Below are 19060 nucleotides of genomic sequence, written 5' to 3'. Positions count from 1 at the left end.
GCTCCGTTAGCGGTTGCTGGACATGAATTGTTTGCAGCGCGCCGAAAGCGGGTTTTCGAACACCTGCTGTGGCGATCCTTGCTCTTCTACCAGGCCCTGGTGGAGGAACACCACCTCGCTGGACACTTGACGGGCAAAGCCCATTTCGTGGGTGACCAGCAGCATGGTGCGGCCTTCTTCGGCCAATGCGCGGATGACATTAAGTACTTCCTGGACCATTTCCGGGTCAAGGGCGGAGGTGGGTTCGTCGAACAGGATCACCTTGGGCTGCATCGCCAGCGTGCGGGCGATGGCGGCGCGTTGTTGCTGACCGCCGGACAGTTGCGCCGGGTAGGCGTGGCGTTTGTCGGCGATGCCGACCTTGGCCAGCAGGGCTTCGGCGACTTCGATGGCTTCGGCTTTGCTTTGGCCGAGCACGCGACGCGGCGCTTCGATGATGTTGTCGAGCACGCTCATGTGCGGCCACAGATTAAAGTTTTGAAACACAAAACCAATCTCGCTGCGCAGGCGATTGATCTGCTTGCCGTCGGCTGCGACCAGTTCGCCATTCTTGGTGGCTTTGAGCTTGAGTTCTTCGCCGGCCACCAGGATCTGACCCTGGTGCGGGTTTTCCAGCAGGTTGATGCAGCGCAGGAACGTGGACTTGCCGGAACCGGAGGAACCCAGGATCGAGATCACATCGCCGTCGCGGGCGGTCAGCGAGATGCCTTTGAGCACCTCAAGCTGTCCGTAGCGTTTGTGCAAGTTGCGGATTTCAAGCGCGGGCGGGGCCTCAGCCATGTGCGTTCCTCATATATGTTGCGCTCCTGCTGTTGGCGGGCCTTCCTGGCGAGGCGGCCAACCTAGCATAGCGTCTGAATGGCAGCCAACAGCGCCAAGGGCGGTAAACGGGTGGCATGTGACAGGTTGTCGCATCGGTACAGCAGACTGTCGCGCTGCTATCAACCGAACAGCCGTTTTAACCTCGGCATTAACTTAAAAGCGCGGCGGCTATCGCAAAAAAGGGCGCGATGTTGCCAGCTTTGGCGGGGTGTTGGAAGCGCTAACCGGCCAAACGTTCCTGATCTGCACTTTTATTGTGCGATGCGCTTTTTTGCGGTGTGTTTCCGGTGCGCCGATTCGTTCATTAAGTGAGTCGCAGGGTAACGCTCTGGCAAAGTGCCATTATTTTCAATGACTTGCGATGACTGTCCGGTCAGGGCGAGATCGCCGGATTAGCGAGACTTGAAACATTTTGGCGCAATTATTGCGTGCAGATTCCGGAACGCCCCGTTTGTTTCTTTTTACAGAAGAGAGTTCACGGGGGGATGCACGCATTCGCTTTTCCTTACAAAGGTAGTTTCAATGAGCAATACCCAAAGCTCTAACGGCCTCGAACAGGGGCTCAAACCGCGTCATGTGACCATGCTGTCGATTGCCGGGGTTATCGGCGCCGGCCTGTTCGTTGGCTCGGGCCACGCAATCGCTGCAGCAGGCCCGGCCGTGCTGTTGGCCTACGCCGCCGCCGGTATGCTGGTGGTGTTGGTGATGCGCATGCTCGGTGAAATGGCGATTGCCTCGCCAGACACCGGCTCCTTCTCGACGTATGCCGATCGCGCGATCGGTCACTGGGCCGGTTTCACCATCGGCTGGTTGTACTGGTGGTTTTGGGTGTTGGTGATTCCGCTGGAGGCCAACGCCGCCGCGACGATCCTGCATGCCTGGTTCCCCGGCGTGGACATCTGGGCCTTCGCGCTGGTCATCACGATGCTGCTGACCGTCACTAACCTGTTCAGCGTGAAGAACTACGGTGAGTTTGAATTCTGGTTCGCCCTGATCAAAGTCGTGGCGATCATCGGTTTCATCGGCCTTGGCCTTCTGGCCATTTTCGGTTTCCTGCCGACCAGTCAGGTCAGCGGTGTGTCGCATCTGTTCGACACCCAAGGCTTCCTGCCTAACGGTATGGGGGCTGTGCTCGGCGCTATCCTGACCACCATGTTCTCCTTCATGGGCACTGAGATCGTGACCATCGCGGCCGCGGAATCGAAGAACCCTGGCAAGCAAATCTCCAAGGCCACCAACTCGGTGATCTGGCGGATCGGTTTGTTCTACCTGGTATCGATCTTCATCGTCGTGGCCCTGGTGCCATGGAACGACCCGGCACTGGCCGCCCTCGGTTCCTACCAGACCGTGCTTGAACGCATGGGCATCCCGAACGCCAAGATGATCGTCGACATCGTGGTACTGGTCGCTGTGACCAGCTGCCTGAACTCGGCGCTCTACACGTCGTCGCGCATGATGTTTTCCCTGGGCAAGCGCGGTGATGCACCGGCCGTGTCCACGCGCACGAACAAAAGCGGCACGCCATATTGGGCGGTGATGCTGTCCACTGGCGCAGCGTTCCTGGCCACATTCGCCAACTACGTGGCCCCGGCCGCCGTGTTCGAATTCCTGCTGGCCAGCTCCGGCGCCATCGCGTTGCTGGTGTACCTGGTGATCGCGATCTCGCAACTGCGCATGCGCAAACAGCGTGTGGCCCGCGGTGAAAAAATCGCCTTCAGCATGTGGCTGTTCCCGGGCCTGACCTACGCGGTGATCGTCTTCATCGTCGCGGCCCTGACCATCATGCTGTTCCAGGACGCCCACCGCGTGGAAATCCTCGCGACCGGTCTGCTGAGCCTTTGTGTGGTGGCTGCGGGGCTGTTTGTGGCTCGCCGTCGCAAGCTGCAAAAGGTTGGCGCGGTGGTGCTGAACTGATTCTTACCGCGTGACGCAAAACGGCCGCTGTCAGTGATGACGAGCGGCCGTTTTTGTTTCTGACGGTGGTGCTTACTCGGCTTTTTCTTCCTGCGCGTCCAGCGACTGGCGATAGCTGTCCAGCGCATCGCCGAAGTCGGTGATGAACTGCGGGTCGGTCAGCCACGCTTGTGCGGTGTCGCGGTCCATGCCGTCGGTCCACATGCGGTAGTCGATCAGCATGTCGGCGGCGAGGTGGGTGGCGGCCATGGCTTCGTTGTCAGCGTTTTCCATGTCCAGCAGTTCTGGGTGGTCGCTGATGATCTGCGCGAGGTTCGTCAGCAGGGTCAGTAGCATGTCGTTGCGGCTGGTGGCTTCCGCGTCGCGCATTTTACTGAACATCGCCAGGGTGTATTCCGGGACCGGCTCGCCGATGTCGCCCAGGTCATCGTCCAGCGCGGCGGGTTTTCTGCCGTGGATGTTGATCTGTTTGGCTTTGATCTTGGCGCGCTTGGCGCGTTTTTGTTGCTTGTTCAGGGATGCCATGGGAACTCAGTTTTTCTGTTGGGTTTGGGCTGCGATCACGTCGGACGCCGCCACATAATCAGCCTGGAAGGCCGGGGATTCGATCCACGCCAGGGCACCGGCTTCGTCGACTTCGGTGGACCATTGGCGGTATTCGATCAGCGCGGCGAGGATGAAGTCCATTGCACCTTCTTCGCCTTCTTGCTCGTACACCAGTTCCAGCAATGGGTCTTCAAGGAAAGCGATGCACATGGCTTGCTGACTGGTTTTTTCCGCGTCGATCATTTTCTTGAACAGTTCGGTGAGGTCCACCGATTCGAAGTCGATGCGATCGTCGTTCGGGTCCAGCTCGACCGGCGCAGCAGCCCGTTGGGTGCGGTTCTGCTTGGCCTTGGCTTTGGCGCGGGTGGCGCGTTTTTGCTGCTTGTTGGCGGAGGCCATGGTTTTGATCCGTCGTGCGTTAAAAGGACTCGCTGCGCGGCACTGTCCGCCCGGGGGTGTCGGGGGGCAGTTCGCCGCTTTGCAGCCAGGACAATGCAATGGGCCATAGTGTGGCTTGGTATGCGCTACGAAAAAAGGCGAAATGTCCGACTTCTGCTTCGCCGATGTCTTCGGGGGCGATTCGCAGGTGGGTGTTCGTACCGCCGCTGAAGTAACTGAGCAGGCGTTCGATGGCCGGGATCGTGCCGTAAGGATCGTCGGCAATGCTGATGGCCAGGGTTTTGGCTGTCATCGTCGCAAAGGGTAGGGCGCCGGTCTTGGCGGCGACGGCTCGACCGCTGGGGCGCGTTTCGTAGCGGGCGGTGGGCGTGCTCCAGTCGCGAACCACGCCGGCGGGCGTGTCTTCCAGCCAGCCGAGGCGTTTGCCGGGGAAATATCCGCAGATCAGCGTGATCAGCGGCATCACCACGTGCCACTTGCCGAACATCCGCCAGCGATGAGCGGGCGCGTAGTCGCGCCAGTAGGCGAATTGCGCACCGACGGTCACCAGGCGTCGGATCAGATGTCCTGAGGCTCCCAGGCCCGCTGCACAGCCGCCAAAGCTGTGGCCGACCACGTCGATGGGCTGGCCGGGAAACTCGCGCTGAGCGCGCTTGAGCATCGCCTCGAAATCCAGCGCGCCCCAGTCGGACCATGAAGCGTCGAGATTTTTTAATGATGCAGGGCGTGATTCGCCAATGCCGCGGTAGTCATAGGTGATGACGTCGAAGCCGTTGGCAAACAGATAATCGGCGAAACGTGAGTAATGCCGGCAGCGGACGGAGGTGGCAGCGTTGATGATGACGACCGGGTGCGCAATGTCCTGACCGGCGTGCCGCCAGGTGAAACCGCCGAGGATGAAACCGTCTGCGGCGGGCTCCTTGAACGGTTCGCCAGAAACGGCGATTGGCAGCGGCAACTCGATTTGAGTGGGGGCCAATGGCATGTCCTGCAAATTCATCGGGCGTGGACCTTTGCGGGTAGTTGCCAACGATAGTCTTTGCGCGGCAGGTGAACAATCCATGCGTGGTTACAGTGGGATTTGATCGAGCAGTCGCTCCTCGATTGCCGCCCGTTCCCGGTCCAGTTCAGCGCGGAGTTCGTCTTCGGTTGGCAGGACCGTTTTGTATTTGCTGGCGAAGAGTTGTTCGTTGTCTTTCAACACCGAGTAGCGCACCACTGATTCATCTTTTTTCGCACAGAGAATGATGCCGACGGTAGGGCCATCCTCCGGTTCGCGTTTGAGGTCGTCATACATGCGTACGTACATGTCCATCTGGCCGACATCCTGATGGGTCAGTTCGCCACGCTTCAGATCGAAGATGACGAAGCACTTGAGCAGGTAGTTGTAGAACACCAGATCAATATAGAAATCTTTGCTCTCTGTACTGATGCGTTGCTGGCGGGCTATGAAGGCGAAGCCTTTGCCCAGTTCCAGCAGGAAGGCTTGAAGTTGATGGATCAATGCCTGCTCAAGATTGGTTTCCTGGGTGAGGCCTGCGTTGGTCGAGCCAAGAAACTCCAGCATCACCGGATCCCTGATGAAATCCCGTGGCTGCGCTTTCATTTTCTGGATGTTGGTGGCGGCTTCTTGCATGACGGCGGGTCGGTCGCGGCTTGTCAGGAGGCGTTCATAGTAGAGGGTGTTGATCTGGCGCTCCAGAGCGCGGGATGACCAGTTTTGGCTGGCAGCTTCGTCCATATACCATTGACGTGCCGTGTCACTATCGACTCGCAGCAACCTGCGGTAGTGGGTCCAGCTCAATTCGTGACGCAGTGCGTCACGAATTGGGAATGCTTGGTAAAAAAGGCGCATGTAGCGAAGGTTGGAGTTGTCAGAACCCCTCCCGAACTCCGCGGTCAGTACCTCGGCTAGCGTTGCCAGCAATTGCTTCCCATAACCCGCCCGCCGAGCCCCATCCTGTTCGAACTCGACAATATGCCTCCCAATCTGCCAACAGGTTTGTACCTGAACGGTATCGACCGCTCGTAGCACCTTATGTCGCGAATCACGGATGAGCTCACCGAGATTTCCAAGTAATGAGGCGAAATGTGGGTCTTGAGTATTTTGGGGTTTCAGTTCGTTCATAAATCGTCCGCCGCTGGATGAACAGGCAGAAGAGGATTGCAGAGATGGATGGGTTAATGATGCCGGGCGCAGCTGGTAAGCCTGAAGGAAAACCCGATTGGTTTTGCGAGATCGCTCCGACGGAAAGCCGGGATCGAGGAATACAGCGTGTAGTCCACTTCGCAGTGATCCCAAGTGCTAATCGATCTAAAACTTGGGTTTCCGGGATGAAATCTAAAAAGGAGTAACGATTGGGTTCTGCTGAGCCCGGGAGTCGCCCCCTATGAAACGCACACATGCATTACTTCTACCCCTCGCAGCCGTCGGCCTGTTGATGTTCCCGCTCATGTTGTCTGCCACCAGTCTTGAACCCATCGACAGCTCAGGCGTGCAAGTTCAACGGCAAGAGCAAAACGGAATTACTTATCTGTCCGGTGGTATTGGCGAGGATGAGTCGAAGGCTATCCAGCAAACGACTGGCTATAACTTGCACATGACGTTTTCAGTCGGGCCGGAGAACAAATACATTCCCGATGTCGACGTGGTCATTCAGAAAGCCCAAGGGCAAACCGTGTTGACACTGAGTCAGGCTGGCCCGCTGGTTTATGTTCAGCTACCGCCCGGCAAGTACACCGTGGTTGCCACGCGAAAGGGTGAGGAGCGGCGTGACAGTGCCGACGTAGGAGGTGGCCCTGCGCGTAATCTGGTCTTTCACTGGGCCGGTGAAAGCTAAGAGGTTGCCGGTGTTGACCGGCCGAAGCGTGTGTTCCAGCAAATGGGCGGCAGTGAATCCTCTGACCGCCCATTGCGTGGTTTTAGGCTTGAGCGGTCTGGCCTCTCAGGATCTGCTGCTTACGCTGTTCTTCCGGCAGATCGTTGATGCAGTAGTTGATGTAGTAAACGTTGAACAGGAACGTGTAGAAGGCATTCATTCGCAGGTCGATCTTGTGCTCGCTGAGGGCATATTCCGTCAGTGCCTTTTTAGCCTTGAATGCCCATACGATGTACAGCACGCCACCAGCAAGGCCGAGAACGGCGGATGTAAAATCCAGAGCCACGTTATTGAGGTTTGAGAAGGTACCGCTTAAACCAACGCAAACGGCAATCCAGATAATATAAACATCATCAACCAATCGAACTTTGGTGGTGTCACTGATGACTTTGCTGTTTTTGTATAGCCACAAAATAAGATAGATCCCTGCAGTGGCTATGGATAGCAACACCAGATTCCAGGTCTTCGTGTCGATCTTGTCTTTTAGTTCATTGATTGTTGACATAACTTTTCCATGTCCTGTGACTTAGGGGTATGTGTAGCGCTAAAACTGATCGTGGTAACGCTTTGGTGGTTACTGCGGGGGAAGCTGTCCTTGCGTGTCGCTTGTCCTTTTAAGCTGTGTCCAGCTGCGTTGCGGGGCAGTGGAATGCGCTGGCATCAACTTGGCCAAGGTCCATGGCGTTCATTGAGTTCGTGGCACAACGCTACTACAGAGCCTTGCTAGTGGCGAGTGTTGTTTTTCCGGATCGTCGACCCGTCACTCCCGGCGGGGCGGCTGCGATCAACGTTGAAGGCAAGAAGTACTGGTAGCGCCGCACCGTTAGTCATAACCCAGCCAACGATTTAATGACTGCAACTCGTAAAGGATTGGTTTCTACACTAAGCAGTTTGATGGCCAGGGCGCAGCAGACCACGATCAACATGGGTTTGATCAGCCGCGGACCGACGCGAACGGCAGCTCGTGCCCCCAATTGGGCGCCGATGAACGCCGCCAAAGCCATGGCTATGGCAATCGGCCAGATAATCACACCTTTGGTAATGAACACTGACAGTGAGCCCAGGTTGCATGACGCATTGGCAAGTTTGGTAAAACTCATGGCCCGCATCATGCCCAGGCCGCAGAGCAGTACAAACCCGACAATAAAGAATGAGCCCACGCCGGGGCCAAATATGCCGTCGTAAAAGCCCAGGATCGGCGCCACGGTAAACGAAAAAAGCAAAATACCGATTCTCTTGCGTCGATCTTCATTGGCTAGCTTTGGCGAGAGCGCAAAATAGATAGCCACCAAAATCAGCATGATAGGCACGCAAACTTCCAGATAGCGCTTATCAATAGAACTGACCAGCAAGGCACCACTGGCGCCGCCAATAAATCCGCAGATCATCAGGAAACGGCCTTCGCGCCAGTCGATCATCCCTTTGCGAGCAAAGGTAGCAGTTGCCGAAATAGTTGCCGAAGCCGCCTGGAACTTGTTCGTTGCAATTGCACTGATCGGATCTACACCTGCCAAAAACAATGCAGGCAAGGTGATCAAACCGCCACCTCCGGCAATCGCATCAAAAAAACCGGCGCAAAAAGCGACGAGCGCCAACATGCCAATCACATCCCAAGACATTCCATTCCCTCTTCATAGAAATTGGCCAGTAGTCAGGCGACTGGTCGTTCAACAGCCGAATTCAGCCACGCCGCAGTGGCGGATCTTCTGAAATAACAAGAGGGATCGAAAATTTCGACAGTCTGAAAATGCGCGCCAGGCACGTCTGTTGTCTCTGATGGCATCGCAACAGTGCGGCGCAAGAGCGAGGCGCCAGTTCTTCAGGGAACGGGCTTAGCAATGACGACTGCCACCTATCAAAGCTGAGCATTTTGATTTCTTGTTCAGCAAAAAGCTCAGCGGTTTTGACATCTTGGTAAAAGGCGTCAGTCATCGTCTACATCCCTGTTGTGTATCTGCTCCCGGTTATGCGGCAGCTCCTTTTTCGATTCTGCCCAATCCGATGATCAGCGTATGTCGTCCATTTCTGTTAAGGAAGGCAGAGCGTTCCGACAGATCCGAGAGACTGCAAAGGCGGGCCGATCACTAGTGCGGGCTTCTCGGGACTCCAGCGACGAGTGAAACGGCGCGTCACTAAATCCCAGGCATAAAAAAACCCTGAATCTTGCGATTCAGGGTTTTCGGTATTTGGTGCCCAGAGACGGAATCGAACCGCCGACACGGGGATTTTCAATCCCCTGCTCTACCGACTGAGCTATCTGGGCAACGGGGCGCATTAAACTGGTTTTTCAGGGGGTCGTCAAGCAAGTTTTCAAAAAATATTTAATTATTACCGTCGCTTACGATCCGCCCCCCGAAAAATCGGGATTATTCAGCCGGCGGAACGTAGCCGTCAGCCTTGGCGTATTCCTCGCCGGAGAAGTACTTGTCCATCTCGCCCTGAAGGTATTTGCGGTCTTCGGCGTTCATCATGTTCAGGCGTTTTTCGTTGATCAGCAGGGTCTGGTGTTTTTGCCAGTCGGCCCAGGCCTTGGCCGAGACGTGGTCAAAAATGTCCTGACCTTTGGCGCCCGGGAATGGAGCGCGCTCCAGGGCGGGCAATTCTTCTTTGTACTTGCGGCACATGATGGTGCGGGTCATGACGACTCTCCTGCGTTCAATACGGCGGCCGCGCGTTCGAGCAAGGTTTTGACCGGGGCGGCAAGGCCCAGGCGCGGCGGGGTGGCGAGGTTATACCAGAGCCAGTCGGCCTCGGCCACGTGATGGCCGGCCTCCTGGACCTGAACCAGCCAGGGTTCGATGGACAACTGAAAATGACTGAAGGTGTGCACCAGGCTCGGCAGCGCCTGTTGGCTGCCCAGTTCCAGCGAGTGCTGCAAAGCCAGATGTTGCAGGTCGTCGAGGTCGTCGAGTTCCGGCAGGCTCCAGAGACCGCCCCACAGGCCCGTGGAAGGGCGGCGGTAAAGCAGAATCGCGCCTTCGCCGTTGGCGAGCATCGGCATCAGCGTGCGCTTCTGCGGCACGGCTTTGCGCGGCTTGGGGATCGGGTAGCGGGTTTCCAGGCCGAGCATGTGCGCTTCGCAGCCCTTTTCCAGCGGACAGAGCAGGCAGCTCGGTTTGCTGCGGGTGCAGAGCGTGGCGCCCAGATCCATCATCGCCTGGGTGTAGGCGTTGACCCGATCATGGGGCGTAAAGCGCTCTGCGTTCGCCCACAGCTGTTTCGCGACCTTCGGCTCGCCCGGATAGCCCTCTTGCGCGGTAAAGCGCGCCAGCACGCGTTTGACATTGCCGTCGAGGATCGGCGCGCGCAGGCCCATGCTCAGGCTGGCGATGGCACCGGCCGTGGACAAACCGATGCCTGGCAGCTCAACCAGTTTTTCCACATCCCGGGGAAAATCGCCGCCGTGTTCAGCGACGACGATCTTCGCGGTCTTCTGCAGATTGCGCGCACGGGTGTAGTAACCGAGGCCGGTCCACAGATGCAGCACTTCGTCCTCCGGCGCGGCGGCCAGGGCTTCGACCGTCGGCAGCGAGGCCATGAAGCGGTCGAAGTAATTCAGCACGGTGCTGACCTGGGTTTGCTGCAACATGATCTCCGAGACCCACACGCGATACGGTGTGATGCCTTGTTGCCAAGGCAAGTCGTGGCGGCCGTGGCGGTCGTACCAGTCCAGCACCGCCGATGAAAACTGCTCGGCTCTCATCGCTTGAACAGCCCCTTCAATGCGTTTTTCAATTCAGGGCTGACCTTGTCGCCCAGTTTTTCGTCGATTTTTTCACTAAGCTTGTCGCCGGCCAGTTTGGTCGCGACCTGGCCCATGCGTTCGTTGTCGAGGCGGCAAGCCTTGGCGCCAAGTTCCAGCGGGCCACGGCAGCGCAGCGGCCACTCGATGCCGACAAACTTGTCGCCGACCTGACAGGCCGGATCCGGCATCGCACTGGTGTCACCTTCGACGATGATGCCGACGCGGTAATCCATGCCCAGCACCCGCAGGTCGACGTCGCCGTCACCTTTCACGGTCATGCCCGGGATGCGCACTTTCAGGTCCGGGTTGCTGGCCACGCCATTACGGAAGGTCAGGTTGCCCTTGAGTTCCTGGAACGGCGTGTCCTTGCCGCGCGGCTCGCCGCTGAGGGATTTGCGGTTGAGCGTGGCGATGCCTTTGCACAGTTGCTGTTCGAGGTTGGCATTGAGCAGCACGCCGTTGTTGATGACGAAACTGGCAGTGCCGTTGAGGGTTTCGATCAGCGCTTTCTGGCTGTTGCCATTGCCGGTCAGGTTGCTGTCGAGCGTGACCAGGCCTTTGACCGGCGGATTTTTACCCTGGCTTTCGAGGATTTTTTCCACAGGCACTTTGCTGATGCGCGTCTGCATGTTCAGCGCCGGTGTCTGCTGGCGCACGTCGAGGGTGCCCTTGGATTCGAAGTTGCCGTCGTACAGATCGCCGCGCAGGTTCTCAAGGGTCAGCAGGCCTTCCTTGCCGTTGGCCTTGAGCGCAGCGTTCTGGATCGGCAGTTTGTCGAGGATCAACTGGCCGAAGGTCAGGTCGGCGTCTACATCGAGTTTGCTCAGGCGCTCCACCGGCAACAGGCGTTCGCTGCTCCACGCGTCTTTTGTGGGTTTGTCCGGCAGTGGTGTGCTGCCCGCGCCGGCCATGGCGTCGGCTTCGGTGCTGGCCACTTCGGCCTGGCGCACTTGCGTCGCGCTGGTGGCTTCGGCGGATTTTGGTGGCAGGTAGCGGTCGACGTTGAAGGTGTCAGCCTTGAGCACGGCGCGCAGCGATTGCTTGGCGAAATCCTCGACGGCGATGCGGCCGCTGAAGGTGCTGTCGTCGACTTTCAGGTTGATGTCGTCGAACGACACGCTGGTCGGCGTACCGGCAACACGGCTGGCCAGTTCGACTTTGCTCAAACTGCCTTCAGCCATCGCCGGAAGCTTCTGGCCGATGCTGTCGACAAATTTCGCCAGGTCGAATTGGGCAATCGAAATGCCGCCGTTGATTTGCGGCGTCTTGTCGAGGTCGTTGACCTTCAGTTCGCCCAATGCACGCAACTGGTTGGCGGAAATCTTGATCCCGGTCCATTCGGCGACGTTCGCCGCTTTATCCAACAGCAATTGGCCTTGGGCGCTGAAGGTAATGGTCTTGCCTTGTAGCGGATCGCCGGCGACTTCGCCGGACAGCTTCATGTCTTCGAATTTGTAGCGTTGCAGGGCGCGTTCGAAACGCAGCTCGCCATTGAGCTCGGTGCGTACCCGCAGAACCGGCTGATTGGTGCCTAGGAATGCGGTGAGTTTGACCGCAATGTTGGTCGAGTCGTGGACCGGTCCGGTGCTCAGCTGGATGCTTTCGGCGCTGAAATTTTTGCCGGTCTTCTCGTCGTTGTATTCAACGCGAGCGTTGTTGACCGTCAGGCTGTCGATGTCCAGCCGAATCGGCTGCGCCGGTTTTTCCACTTGAACGGTAGTTTCCGGTGCAGATTCGCCAGGCGTGACGGCAGGCGCAGTCGGATTGGCAGTCGCCGGCACCTTGCCGATGTCTTCCCAGTTGCCGTGGCCGTCCTTGTCGCGATTCAGGCGCAGGTTCAGGCCTTCGACGCGCACGTCGCTCATCTGCACTTCACGACGCAGCAGTGGCAGCACACGCACTGACAAACCGAGCATCTGCAAGTCAGCGAACGGTTCGGTGGGCTTGGCCAGGGTCGCGACACTGGCTTCGTGCAATTCCAGGCCGAGCCACGGGAACAGACTCCAGCCGATGTCGCCATTGAGCGTCAGCTCGATGTGGGCCTTGTCGCGGGCAATCTGGCGAATCTCGTCTTTGTAGTCGTTGGGATCGAAGAGGTGGGTCAGGGCAAAGCCCAGCGCCACAATGATCAGCAACAGCCCGAGAAGTACCAGACCCAGGATTTTGCCGAACGCTTTCATGGGCGAGTCCTTGTAGTTAGTCGAATTCGAATTTAGCCGGGGAGTATAGCGCTCCGAAGTGGACGACCGGTCAGCGATCAGTCCGGCGATATATCCAGTGGCACTTTGAGTTTGGCCGCCAGTGCCTGTGATTCAAGGTGCCCGGCAGGCGCCAACAGACGCAATGTCGCACCCGATTGCGACGCCAGTTTCTGCGCTTCGTTCACCAGCCGTTCGGCAACCCCACGACGACGGGTGATTTTTCGTACACACAATTGGGACAGATGCCAGACGTCCTGGTGCCTTTGCAGGCGTGCCGCCCCCAACAGACGCTCATTGAAACGCCCGGCGATCAACGAGCCGTCTCGCAGGCAGGCTTCGATCAGTTGCACGTCACTGGCAAACGGTGCGAACAGCCAATTCGGTGCATCGCGGTAAATCTTCTGCAAATCCTGCTGATCTTGATAGGTGGCTTCTTTCAGCAGCTCGACGATGACAGGCATGGCGAATCCTTCAGTGGTACGAGATCGGATGACTTGTAAAAAGGTGATGTCAGTTTGGTTTTTCTGTCACGTGCAAATGGTAACCTCTGCCAGTTCGTCCGTCCTTCTGCGACGTGATGTCGCACTAAAGTGGAGTTTCACCTCAAAAAACAGTCATGCGTGCGCATAAAGGCTGGAGGTGAGCAGTGGCTGGCGAACCATATTAATAATTGGGGGATACACAATGACCACGAGCACCACGGCGGACGGCCTCAACGCCGGCCAGCCCTCGTTCCTGTCCAAGGAGCGCATCATCGCCAAGCCCGGTTTCAACCGTTGGCTGGTGCCACCGGCCGCGTTGGCCATCCACCTCTGCATCGGCATGGCTTACGGCTTCTCGGTGTTCTGGTTGCCACTGTCCAAAGCCCTGGGCGTGACCAAACCAGTGACTTGTGCGCCGGACATGAGCTTCATCTCGCAAGTTTTCTCGTCGCAATGCGATTGGCCGATCTCGATGCTCGGCTGGATCTACACCCTGTTCTTCATCTTCCTCGGCTGCTCGGCCGCGATCTGGGGTGGCTGGCTGGAACACGCCGGCCCGCGCAAGGCGGGTGTGGTGTCGGCACTGTGCTGGTGTGGTGGTCTGCTGATTTCGGCGCTGGGGATTTATACCCACCAGATCTGGCTGATGTGGGTCGGCTCCGGGGTCATTGGCGGTATCGGCCTGGGCCTGGGTTACATCTCGCCGGTCTCGACCCTGATCAAGTGGTTCCCGGATAAGCGCGGCATGGCGACCGGCATGGCGATCATGGGTTTCGGTGGTGGCGCGATGGTCGGTGCTCCGCTGGCCGCAGCCCTGATGGGTCACTTCGCTTCGCCAACCAGCGTCGGTGTATGGCAGAGCTTCCTGGTGATGGCCGCGATCTACTTCGTGTTCATGATCGGTGGCGCGCTGTCCTACCGCGTTCCGCCCACCGGCTGGAAACCTGAAGGCTGGACCGCTCCGGCGAAAAAAGCCTCGAACGCGATGATCACCCATCGTCACGTGCACGTGAATGTGGCGTGGAAAACCCCGCAATTCCGTCTGGTGTGGCTGGTGCTGTGCCTGAACGTTTCCGCCGGTATCGGCATCCTCGGCATGGCTTCGCCGCTGTTGCAGGAAGTGTTCGGCGGCAAACTGATCGGTGTTGACCTGCCATTTGGTCAGCTGGACGCTGGCCAACTGGCTTCGATTGCCGCGATAGCTGCCGGTTTCACCGGTCTGCTGAGCCTGTTCAACATCGGCGGGCGGTTCTTCTGGGCGTCGTTCTCGGATTACCTGGGCCGTAAAAACACTTATTTCGTGTTCTTCGCCCTCGGTTTTGCGTTGTACGCGTTGATCCCGAACCTTGGTCACCTGGGCAACGTTGCGCTGTTCGTGGCGGCGTTTTGCATCATCCTGTCGATGTACGGCGGTGGTTTTGCGACGGTTCCGGCTTACCTTGCCGACCTGTTCGGCACGCAAATGGTCGGTGCGATTCACGGTCGTCTGCTGACCGCCTGGGCTGCCGCAGGCGTGCTGGGCCCAGTGTTGGTGAACTACCTGCGTGAGTATCAGTTGAGCATCGGCGTTGAACGCGCCGCAGCGTATGACATCACGCTCTACATCCTCGCCGGCCTGCTGGTGCTGGGCTTCCTGTGCAACCTGCTGGTGCGTCCGGTGGCCGACAAGTACTTCATGACCGACGCTGAACTGGCCGCCGAACAGGCGCTGGGCCACGACAAAGGCGCTGACAGCAGCACCGTGCTGGAGTGGAAAGCGGCGCCGGGCACCAAGCCGTTGGCGATCGCTGCGTGGCTGGTGGTGGGGATTCCGTTGGCGTGGGGTGTCTGGGTGACCCTGCAGAAAACGGCAGTGCTGTTCCACTAAGGTGCAGGGCGTGGCTGATCTGAAGCTTTCAGATTAGCCAGTAACAACACAAACCCTGTGGGAGCGGGCTTGCCCGCGAATGCGTCAGGTCAAACAACATCGCTGTTGTGTGTGCCGGCCTCTTCGCGGGCAAGCCCGCTCCCACATGGGGCTCCACAAGACTTCAGATTTTCCGTTTTTCGACTTGTATGGACATGTCTATCCCCGGCTGCGCGGGATTCAGTCCGTCAGTCATATCACCTCCCGTGTTTCTGTTTCCCGCCCGCGCCCCTATAATGGCTGCCTTTTTCGCCCAATGATTTTGCGGAGCTGGTGATGGCCGAACGTAAGGCGTCAGTCGAGCGCGACACTCTGGAAACCCAGATCAAAGCCTCGATCAACCTGGATGGCACCGGAAAGGCCCGATTTGATATCGGTGTTCCTTTTCTTGAGCACATGCTGGACCAGATCGCCCGTCACGGGCTGATCGACCTGGATATTGTCAGCAAGGGCGACCTGCATATCGACGACCACCACACTGTGGAAGACGTCGGTATCACCCTGGGTCAGGCCTTCGCCAAAGCCATCGGCGACAAGAAGGGCATCCGTCGCTACGGCCATGCCTACGTGCCGCTCGATGAAGCGCTGTCGCGCGTGGTGATCGACTTCTCCGGCCGTCCAGGCCTGCAGATGCATGTTCCCTATACCCGCGCCACCGTTGGCGGTTTCGATGTTGACCTGTTCCAGGAATTCTTCCAGGGCTTCGTCAACCACGCACTCGTCAGTTTGCACATCGACAACTTGCGTGGCACCAACACCCACCACCAGATCGAAACCGTGTTCAAGGCATTCGGCCGCGCATTGCGCATGGCCGTAGAGCTCGATGACCGCATGGCCGGTCAGATGCCGTCGACCAAAGGCGTTCTGTAATGCAGACGGTCGCGGTTATCGATTACGGCATGGGCAACCTGCACTCGGTGGCCAAGGCCCTCGAGCACGTCGGTGCCGGCAAGGTCTTGATCACCAGCGATGCCAACGTGATTCGCGAAGCCGACCGGGTGGTTTTCCCCGGCGTCGGCGCGATTCGCGATTGCATGGCGGAGATCCGTCGCCTGGGTTTCGACTCGCTGGTGCGTGAAGTCAGCCAGGACCGTCCGTTCCTCGGCATCTGCGTCGGCATGCAAGCCTTGCTCGACAGCAGCGAAGAGAACGACGGCGTGGACTGCATCGGCCTGTTTCCGGGCGCGGTGAAGTTCTTCGGCAAAGGCCTTGTTGAAGACGGCGAACACCTGAAAGTCCCGCACATGGGCTGGAATGAAGTGAAGCAGACGATCTCGCATCCGCTGTGGCACAACATTCCGGACCTGGCGCGTTTCTACTTCGTGCACAGCTACTACATCGCGGCCGCTAACGCGCGGCAGGTGGTGGGCGGCGGTCACTACGGTGTCGATTTCGCTGCAGCGCTGGCCGATGGCTCGCGTTTCGCCGTGCAGTTCCACCCGGAGAAGAGCCATACCCATGGCCTGCAATTGCTGCAGAACTTCGCTGCGTGGGATGGTCGCTGGTAAATGGCCGTCAAGAAGAAGCCGCCGATCCTGACCCTCACTCCTGAACAGGAGAACGAGGCCAATCACAAGATCAAACGCTTCATGGATGATCGCTTCGAGCTGGATCTGGGTTCGTTCGAAGCCGCCGAAATCCTTGAACTGTTTACCCGCGAAATTGCGCCGCACTATTACAACAGGGCGATTTTCGATGTGCAGACGCACCTTAAAGAGAGGTTCGAAAGCATCGAAAGCGACCTGTGGGCGCTCGAGAAAAACTGATTTCCGAGCGAAGCTGAACACTCGAATTTGAAGGTTTGCCAGATGCTGATTATTCCCGCTATCGATCTTAAAGACGGTGCCTGTGTTCGTCTGCGCCAGGGCCGCATGGAAGATTCCACGGTGTTCTCCGATGACCCGGTGAGCATGGCTGCCAAGTGGGTAGAGGGCGGTTGCCGTCGTCTGCATCTGGTCGACCTGAACGGCGCCTTCGAAGGCCAGCCGGTCAACGGCGAAGTGGTCACCGCCATCGCCAAGCGCTACCCGAACCTGCCGATCCAGATCGGCGGCGGTATCCGCTCCCTGGAAACCATCGAGCACTACGTGAAGGCTGGCGTGAGCTACGTGATCATCGGCACCAAAGCCGTGAAAGATCCGGCTTTCGTTGCTGAGGCCTGCCGCGCGTTTCCGGGCAAAGTGATCGTCGGCCTGGATGCCAAAGATGGCTTCGTGGCTACCGATGGCTGGGCTGAAATCAGCACCGTGAACGTTATCGACCTGGCCAAGCAGTTTGAATCTGACGGTGTGTCCGCGATCGTTTATACCGACATCGCCAAAGACGGCATGATGCAGGGCTGCAACGTGTCGTACACCGCTGCGCTGGCGGCTGCCACGCGTATTCCGGTGATCGCTTCCGGCGGTATCCACAACCTCGGTGACATCAAGTCGCTGCTCGACGCCAAGGCGCCAGGCATCATCGGCGCGATCACCGGCCGGGCGATCTACGAAGGCACCCTCGACGTCGCTGAAGCGCAAGCTTTCTGCGATTCGTACAAAGGCTGAGGACTGACCATGGCGCTGGCCAAACGCATCATCCCTTGCCTGGACGTGGACAACGGCCGGGTCGTCAAAGGTGTGAAGTTCGAGAACATTCGCGATGCCGGCGACCCGGTGGAAATCGCCCGTCGTTACGACGAGCAGGGTGCGGACGAGATTACTTTTCTCGACATCACTGCCAGCGTCGACGGTCGCGATACCACGCTGCACACCGTTGAACGCATGGCCAGCCAGGTGTTTATTCCGCTGACCGTTGGCGGTGGCGTGCGCACGGTGCAGGACATTCGCAATTTGCTGAATGCCGGCGCGGACAAAGTGTCGATCAATACCGCCGCCGTCTTCAACCCGGAATTCGTTGGCGAGGCTGCGCAGCATTTCGGTTCGCAGTGCATCGTCGTCGCCATCGACGCGAAGAAGGTCTCCGGCCCGGGCGAAACCCCGCGCTGGGAAATCTTCACCCACGGCGGGCGCAAACCCACCGGTCTCGACGCCGTCGAGTGGGCGAAGAAGATGGAAGGCCTGGGTGCCGGTGAAATCCTGCTGACCAGCATGGATCAGGACGGCATGAAAAACGGCTTCGACCTGGGCGTTACCCGCGCCATCAGCGATGCGCTGGGTATTCCGGTGATCGCCTCCGGCGGCGTCGGCAACTTGCAGCATTTGGCCGACGGCATTATCGAAGGTCACGCCAGTGCAGTTCTGGCCGCGAGTATTTTTCACTTCGGCGAATACACCGTGCAGGAAGCCAAGGCCTTCATGGCCCATCGCGGCATCGTGATGCGCTAAACAAACAATACAGGCCAGTGGACATCATGGCGGGCTCAAGGCACTCTTGGGTACGCCATGGATCTCGGTAGCCAGACATGCTCAAACGCCTTCTTCTTGCCCTCGCCAGCGCTTCTCTGTTGCTGATCAGTGGCGTGCACGCCGCCGAAAATCCCGACGCCGACCTGGTGTTGCTGACGGAAAACTTCCCGCCTTACAACATGGCCAAGAACGGCAAGAACTTCGCTCAGGACGAGAACATCAATGGCATCGCCGTGGACATTGTCCGCGAGATGTTCAAACGCGCCGACATTACCTACAGCCTGACGCTGCGTTTCCCCTGGGAGCGCATCTACAAACTCGCCCTCGAAAAACCCGGCTATGGCGTGTTCGTGATGGCGCGGCTGCCGGATCGTGAAAAGCTCTTCAAGTGGGTCGGCCCGATTGGCCCGGATGACTGGATCATGTTGGCCAAGGCGGACAGCAAGATAAGCCTGGAAACGCTGGACGATGCACGCAAATACAAGATCGGTGCCTACAAGGGCGATGCGATTGCCGAGACGCTGGCCAAGCAGGGGCTGAAGCCGATTGTCGTGCTGCGGGATCAGGACAACGCGAAGAAACTGACCAGTGGCCAGATCGACTTGTGGGCCACGGGCGACCCTGCCGGCCGGTATCTGGCGCGTCAGGACGGTGTCACCGGGCTCAAGACCGTGTTGCGCTTCAACAGTGCGGAGCTGTATCTGGCGTTGAACAAGGATGTGCCGGATGCGACCGTTGCCAAGTTGCAAGCGGCGCTTGATCAATTACGCAAGGAAGGCGTTGTCGACGAGATCATGGCGCGGTATCTCTGATACCCAA

The 19060-nt window shown here is 58.4% G+C and carries 21 protein-coding genes and 1 tRNA gene; 9 read left to right on the top strand and 13 right to left on the bottom strand.

Going from position 1 to position 19060, the window contains the following annotated elements; genetic code table 11:
* Positions 1–6: 6 nt before the first annotated feature.
* The gene (locus tag ACI77H_RS19000) at positions 7–780 is read right to left on the bottom strand and encodes an ABC transporter ATP-binding protein (protein WP_407013259.1); all 774 of its coding nucleotides are present in this window, start codon (positions 778–780) and stop codon (positions 7–9) included.
* 564 nt (positions 781–1344) lie between these two features.
* Here ACI77H_RS19000 and gabP point away from each other — a divergent pair.
* Positions 1345–2736, top strand: a complete 1392-nt coding sequence (gene gabP, locus ACI77H_RS18995; RefSeq protein WP_407013258.1) for a GABA permease — start codon at positions 1345–1347, stop codon at positions 2734–2736.
* Between the two features lie 72 nt (positions 2737–2808).
* Here gabP and ACI77H_RS18990 read toward each other — a convergent pair whose 3' ends face one another.
* From ACI77H_RS18990 to ACI77H_RS18975, 4 genes are all read right to left on the bottom strand, one after another.
* The gene (locus ACI77H_RS18990) at positions 2809–3261 is read right to left on the bottom strand and encodes a hypothetical protein (protein ID WP_407013257.1); all 453 of its coding nucleotides are present in this window, start codon (positions 3259–3261) and stop codon (positions 2809–2811) included.
* Positions 3262–3267: 6 nt separating this feature from the next.
* Positions 3268–3681: a hypothetical protein gene (locus tag ACI77H_RS18985; protein ID WP_407013256.1), complete on the bottom strand. Its 414-nt coding sequence runs from the start codon at positions 3679–3681 to the stop codon at positions 3268–3270.
* Positions 3682–3700: 19 nt separating this feature from the next.
* Positions 3701–4681: an alpha/beta fold hydrolase gene (locus ACI77H_RS18980; RefSeq protein WP_407013255.1), complete on the bottom strand. Its 981-nt coding sequence runs from the start codon at positions 4679–4681 to the stop codon at positions 3701–3703.
* Positions 4682–4750: 69 nt separating this feature from the next.
* Complete coding sequence (locus ACI77H_RS18975; protein WP_407013254.1) at positions 4751–5809, bottom strand: YhcG family protein; 1059 nt, start codon at positions 5807–5809, stop codon at positions 4751–4753.
* Positions 5810–6071: 262 nt separating this feature from the next.
* Between ACI77H_RS18975 and ACI77H_RS18970 the strand changes: the two genes are divergently transcribed.
* Positions 6072–6521, top strand: a complete 450-nt coding sequence (locus ACI77H_RS18970; protein WP_407013253.1) for a carboxypeptidase regulatory-like domain-containing protein — start codon at positions 6072–6074, stop codon at positions 6519–6521.
* Between the two features lie 82 nt (positions 6522–6603).
* Here ACI77H_RS18970 and ACI77H_RS18965 read toward each other — a convergent pair whose 3' ends face one another.
* From ACI77H_RS18965 to ACI77H_RS18930, 8 genes are all read right to left on the bottom strand, one after another.
* Complete coding sequence (locus tag ACI77H_RS18965) at positions 6604–7065, bottom strand: hypothetical protein (RefSeq protein WP_407013252.1); 462 nt, start codon at positions 7063–7065, stop codon at positions 6604–6606.
* Positions 7066–7387: 322 nt separating this feature from the next.
* The gene (locus ACI77H_RS18960) at positions 7388–8179 is read right to left on the bottom strand and encodes a TSUP family transporter (protein ID WP_407013251.1); all 792 of its coding nucleotides are present in this window, start codon (positions 8177–8179) and stop codon (positions 7388–7390) included.
* Positions 8180–8240: 61 nt separating this feature from the next.
* A complete protein-coding gene (locus ACI77H_RS18955; protein WP_407013250.1) occupies positions 8241–8492 on the bottom strand; it encodes a hypothetical protein in 252 nt (83 codons plus the stop codon).
* Between the two features lie 255 nt (positions 8493–8747).
* Positions 8748–8823: transfer RNA gene (locus ACI77H_RS18950), tRNA-Phe, on the bottom strand.
* 103 nt (positions 8824–8926) lie between these two features.
* Positions 8927–9199, bottom strand: coding sequence for an oxidative damage protection protein (locus tag ACI77H_RS18945; RefSeq protein WP_010464608.1), 273 nt, complete (start codon positions 9197–9199; stop codon positions 8927–8929).
* Positions 9196–10263, bottom strand: coding sequence for an A/G-specific adenine glycosylase (mutY, locus tag ACI77H_RS18940; RefSeq protein WP_407013249.1), 1068 nt, complete (start codon positions 10261–10263; stop codon positions 9196–9198). The genes ACI77H_RS18945 and mutY overlap by 4 nt, the downstream gene beginning before the upstream one ends.
* The gene (locus ACI77H_RS18935) at positions 10260–12485 is read right to left on the bottom strand and encodes an AsmA family protein (RefSeq protein WP_407013248.1); all 2226 of its coding nucleotides are present in this window, start codon (positions 12483–12485) and stop codon (positions 10260–10262) included. The genes mutY and ACI77H_RS18935 overlap by 4 nt, the downstream gene beginning before the upstream one ends.
* Before the next feature lie 77 nt (positions 12486–12562).
* Positions 12563–12967, bottom strand: a complete 405-nt coding sequence (locus ACI77H_RS18930) for an acetyl-CoA sensor PanZ family protein (RefSeq protein WP_407013247.1) — start codon at positions 12965–12967, stop codon at positions 12563–12565.
* Between the two features lie 223 nt (positions 12968–13190).
* Here ACI77H_RS18930 and ACI77H_RS18925 point away from each other — a divergent pair, with 223 nt between their 5' ends.
* The 7 genes from ACI77H_RS18925 (at position 13191) to ACI77H_RS18895 (ending at position 19053) form a co-directional block, all read left to right on the top strand.
* Entirely contained in the window at positions 13191–14855 is a 1665-nt protein-coding gene (locus tag ACI77H_RS18925) for an OFA family MFS transporter (protein WP_407013246.1), read from the top strand.
* Between the two features lie 315 nt (positions 14856–15170).
* Entirely contained in the window at positions 15171–15764 is a 594-nt protein-coding gene (gene hisB / locus ACI77H_RS18920) for an imidazoleglycerol-phosphate dehydratase HisB (protein WP_003218037.1), read from the top strand.
* The gene (gene hisH / locus ACI77H_RS18915) at positions 15764–16402 is read left to right on the top strand and encodes an imidazole glycerol phosphate synthase subunit HisH (protein WP_407013245.1); all 639 of its coding nucleotides are present in this window, start codon (positions 15764–15766) and stop codon (positions 16400–16402) included. The genes hisB and hisH overlap by 1 nt, the downstream gene beginning before the upstream one ends.
* A complete protein-coding gene (locus tag ACI77H_RS18910; protein WP_407013244.1) occupies positions 16403–16660 on the top strand; it encodes a DUF2164 domain-containing protein in 258 nt (85 codons plus the stop codon). It begins immediately after the preceding gene.
* A gap of 42 nt (positions 16661–16702) precedes the next feature.
* Entirely contained in the window at positions 16703–17440 is a 738-nt protein-coding gene (gene hisA / locus ACI77H_RS18905) for a 1-(5-phosphoribosyl)-5-[(5-phosphoribosylamino)methylideneamino]imidazole-4-carboxamide isomerase (RefSeq protein WP_150631812.1), read from the top strand.
* A 9-nt stretch (positions 17441–17449) separates the two neighbouring features.
* Positions 17450–18220 (top strand): imidazole glycerol phosphate synthase subunit HisF, encoded by a 771-nt coding sequence (gene hisF, locus ACI77H_RS18900; RefSeq protein ID WP_407013243.1) that lies wholly within the window; start codon positions 17450–17452, stop codon positions 18218–18220.
* 77 nt (positions 18221–18297) lie between these two features.
* On the top strand, positions 18298–19053 hold the full coding sequence (locus ACI77H_RS18895) for a substrate-binding periplasmic protein (RefSeq protein ID WP_407013242.1): 756 nt from the start codon (positions 18298–18300) through the stop codon (positions 19051–19053).
* The last annotated feature ends 7 nt before the right edge of the window (positions 19054–19060 follow it).

The sequence above is a fragment of the Pseudomonas sp. O230 genome (assembly GCF_045447035.1).
Taxonomy (GTDB): domain Bacteria; phylum Pseudomonadota; class Gammaproteobacteria; order Pseudomonadales; family Pseudomonadaceae; genus Aquipseudomonas.
This window is presented reverse-complemented; position numbering and strand designations above follow the sequence as displayed.

Bases quoted from the DNA above. Each gene is read 5' to 3' on its own strand.
- hisB (WP_003218037.1), top strand. From the start codon at position 15,171: ATGGCCGAACGTAAGGCGTCAGTCGAGCGCGACACTCTGGAAACCCAG.
- ACI77H_RS18930 (WP_407013247.1), bottom strand. From the start codon at position 12,967: ATGCCTGTCATCGTCGAGCTGCTGAAAGAAGCCACCTATCAAGATCAG.
- ACI77H_RS18985 (WP_407013256.1), bottom strand. From the start codon at position 3,681: ATGGCCTCCGCCAACAAGCAGCAAAAACGCGCCACCCGCGCCAAAGCC.
- ACI77H_RS19000 (WP_407013259.1), bottom strand. From the start codon at position 780: ATGGCTGAGGCCCCGCCCGCGCTTGAAATCCGCAACTTGCACAAACGC.
- ACI77H_RS18975 (WP_407013254.1), bottom strand. From the start codon at position 5,809: ATGAACGAACTGAAACCCCAAAATACTCAAGACCCACATTTCGCCTCA.
- gabP (WP_407013258.1), top strand. From the start codon at position 1,345: ATGAGCAATACCCAAAGCTCTAACGGCCTCGAACAGGGGCTCAAACCG.
- ACI77H_RS18910 (WP_407013244.1), top strand. From the start codon at position 16,403: ATGGCCGTCAAGAAGAAGCCGCCGATCCTGACCCTCACTCCTGAACAG.
- ACI77H_RS18935 (WP_407013248.1), bottom strand. From the start codon at position 12,485: ATGAAAGCGTTCGGCAAAATCCTGGGTCTGGTACTTCTCGGGCTGTTG.
- mutY (WP_407013249.1), bottom strand. From the start codon at position 10,263: ATGAGAGCCGAGCAGTTTTCATCGGCGGTGCTGGACTGGTACGACCGC.
- ACI77H_RS18980 (WP_407013255.1), bottom strand. From the start codon at position 4,681: ATGAATTTGCAGGACATGCCATTGGCCCCCACTCAAATCGAGTTGCCG.
- hisF (WP_407013243.1), top strand. From the start codon at position 17,450: ATGGCGCTGGCCAAACGCATCATCCCTTGCCTGGACGTGGACAACGGC.
- ACI77H_RS18925 (WP_407013246.1), top strand. From the start codon at position 13,191: ATGACCACGAGCACCACGGCGGACGGCCTCAACGCCGGCCAGCCCTCG.
- ACI77H_RS18960 (WP_407013251.1), bottom strand. From the start codon at position 8,179: ATGTCTTGGGATGTGATTGGCATGTTGGCGCTCGTCGCTTTTTGCGCC.
- hisH (WP_407013245.1), top strand. From the start codon at position 15,764: ATGCAGACGGTCGCGGTTATCGATTACGGCATGGGCAACCTGCACTCG.
- ACI77H_RS18965 (WP_407013252.1), bottom strand. From the start codon at position 7,065: ATGTCAACAATCAATGAACTAAAAGACAAGATCGACACGAAGACCTGG.
- ACI77H_RS18970 (WP_407013253.1), top strand. From the start codon at position 6,072: ATGAAACGCACACATGCATTACTTCTACCCCTCGCAGCCGTCGGCCTG.
- ACI77H_RS18945 (WP_010464608.1), bottom strand. From the start codon at position 9,199: ATGACCCGCACCATCATGTGCCGCAAGTACAAAGAAGAATTGCCCGCC.
- ACI77H_RS18895 (WP_407013242.1), top strand. From the start codon at position 18,298: ATGCTCAAACGCCTTCTTCTTGCCCTCGCCAGCGCTTCTCTGTTGCTG.
- ACI77H_RS18955 (WP_407013250.1), bottom strand. From the start codon at position 8,492: ATGACTGACGCCTTTTACCAAGATGTCAAAACCGCTGAGCTTTTTGCT.
- hisA (WP_150631812.1), top strand. From the start codon at position 16,703: ATGCTGATTATTCCCGCTATCGATCTTAAAGACGGTGCCTGTGTTCGT.
- ACI77H_RS18990 (WP_407013257.1), bottom strand. From the start codon at position 3,261: ATGGCATCCCTGAACAAGCAACAAAAACGCGCCAAGCGCGCCAAGATC.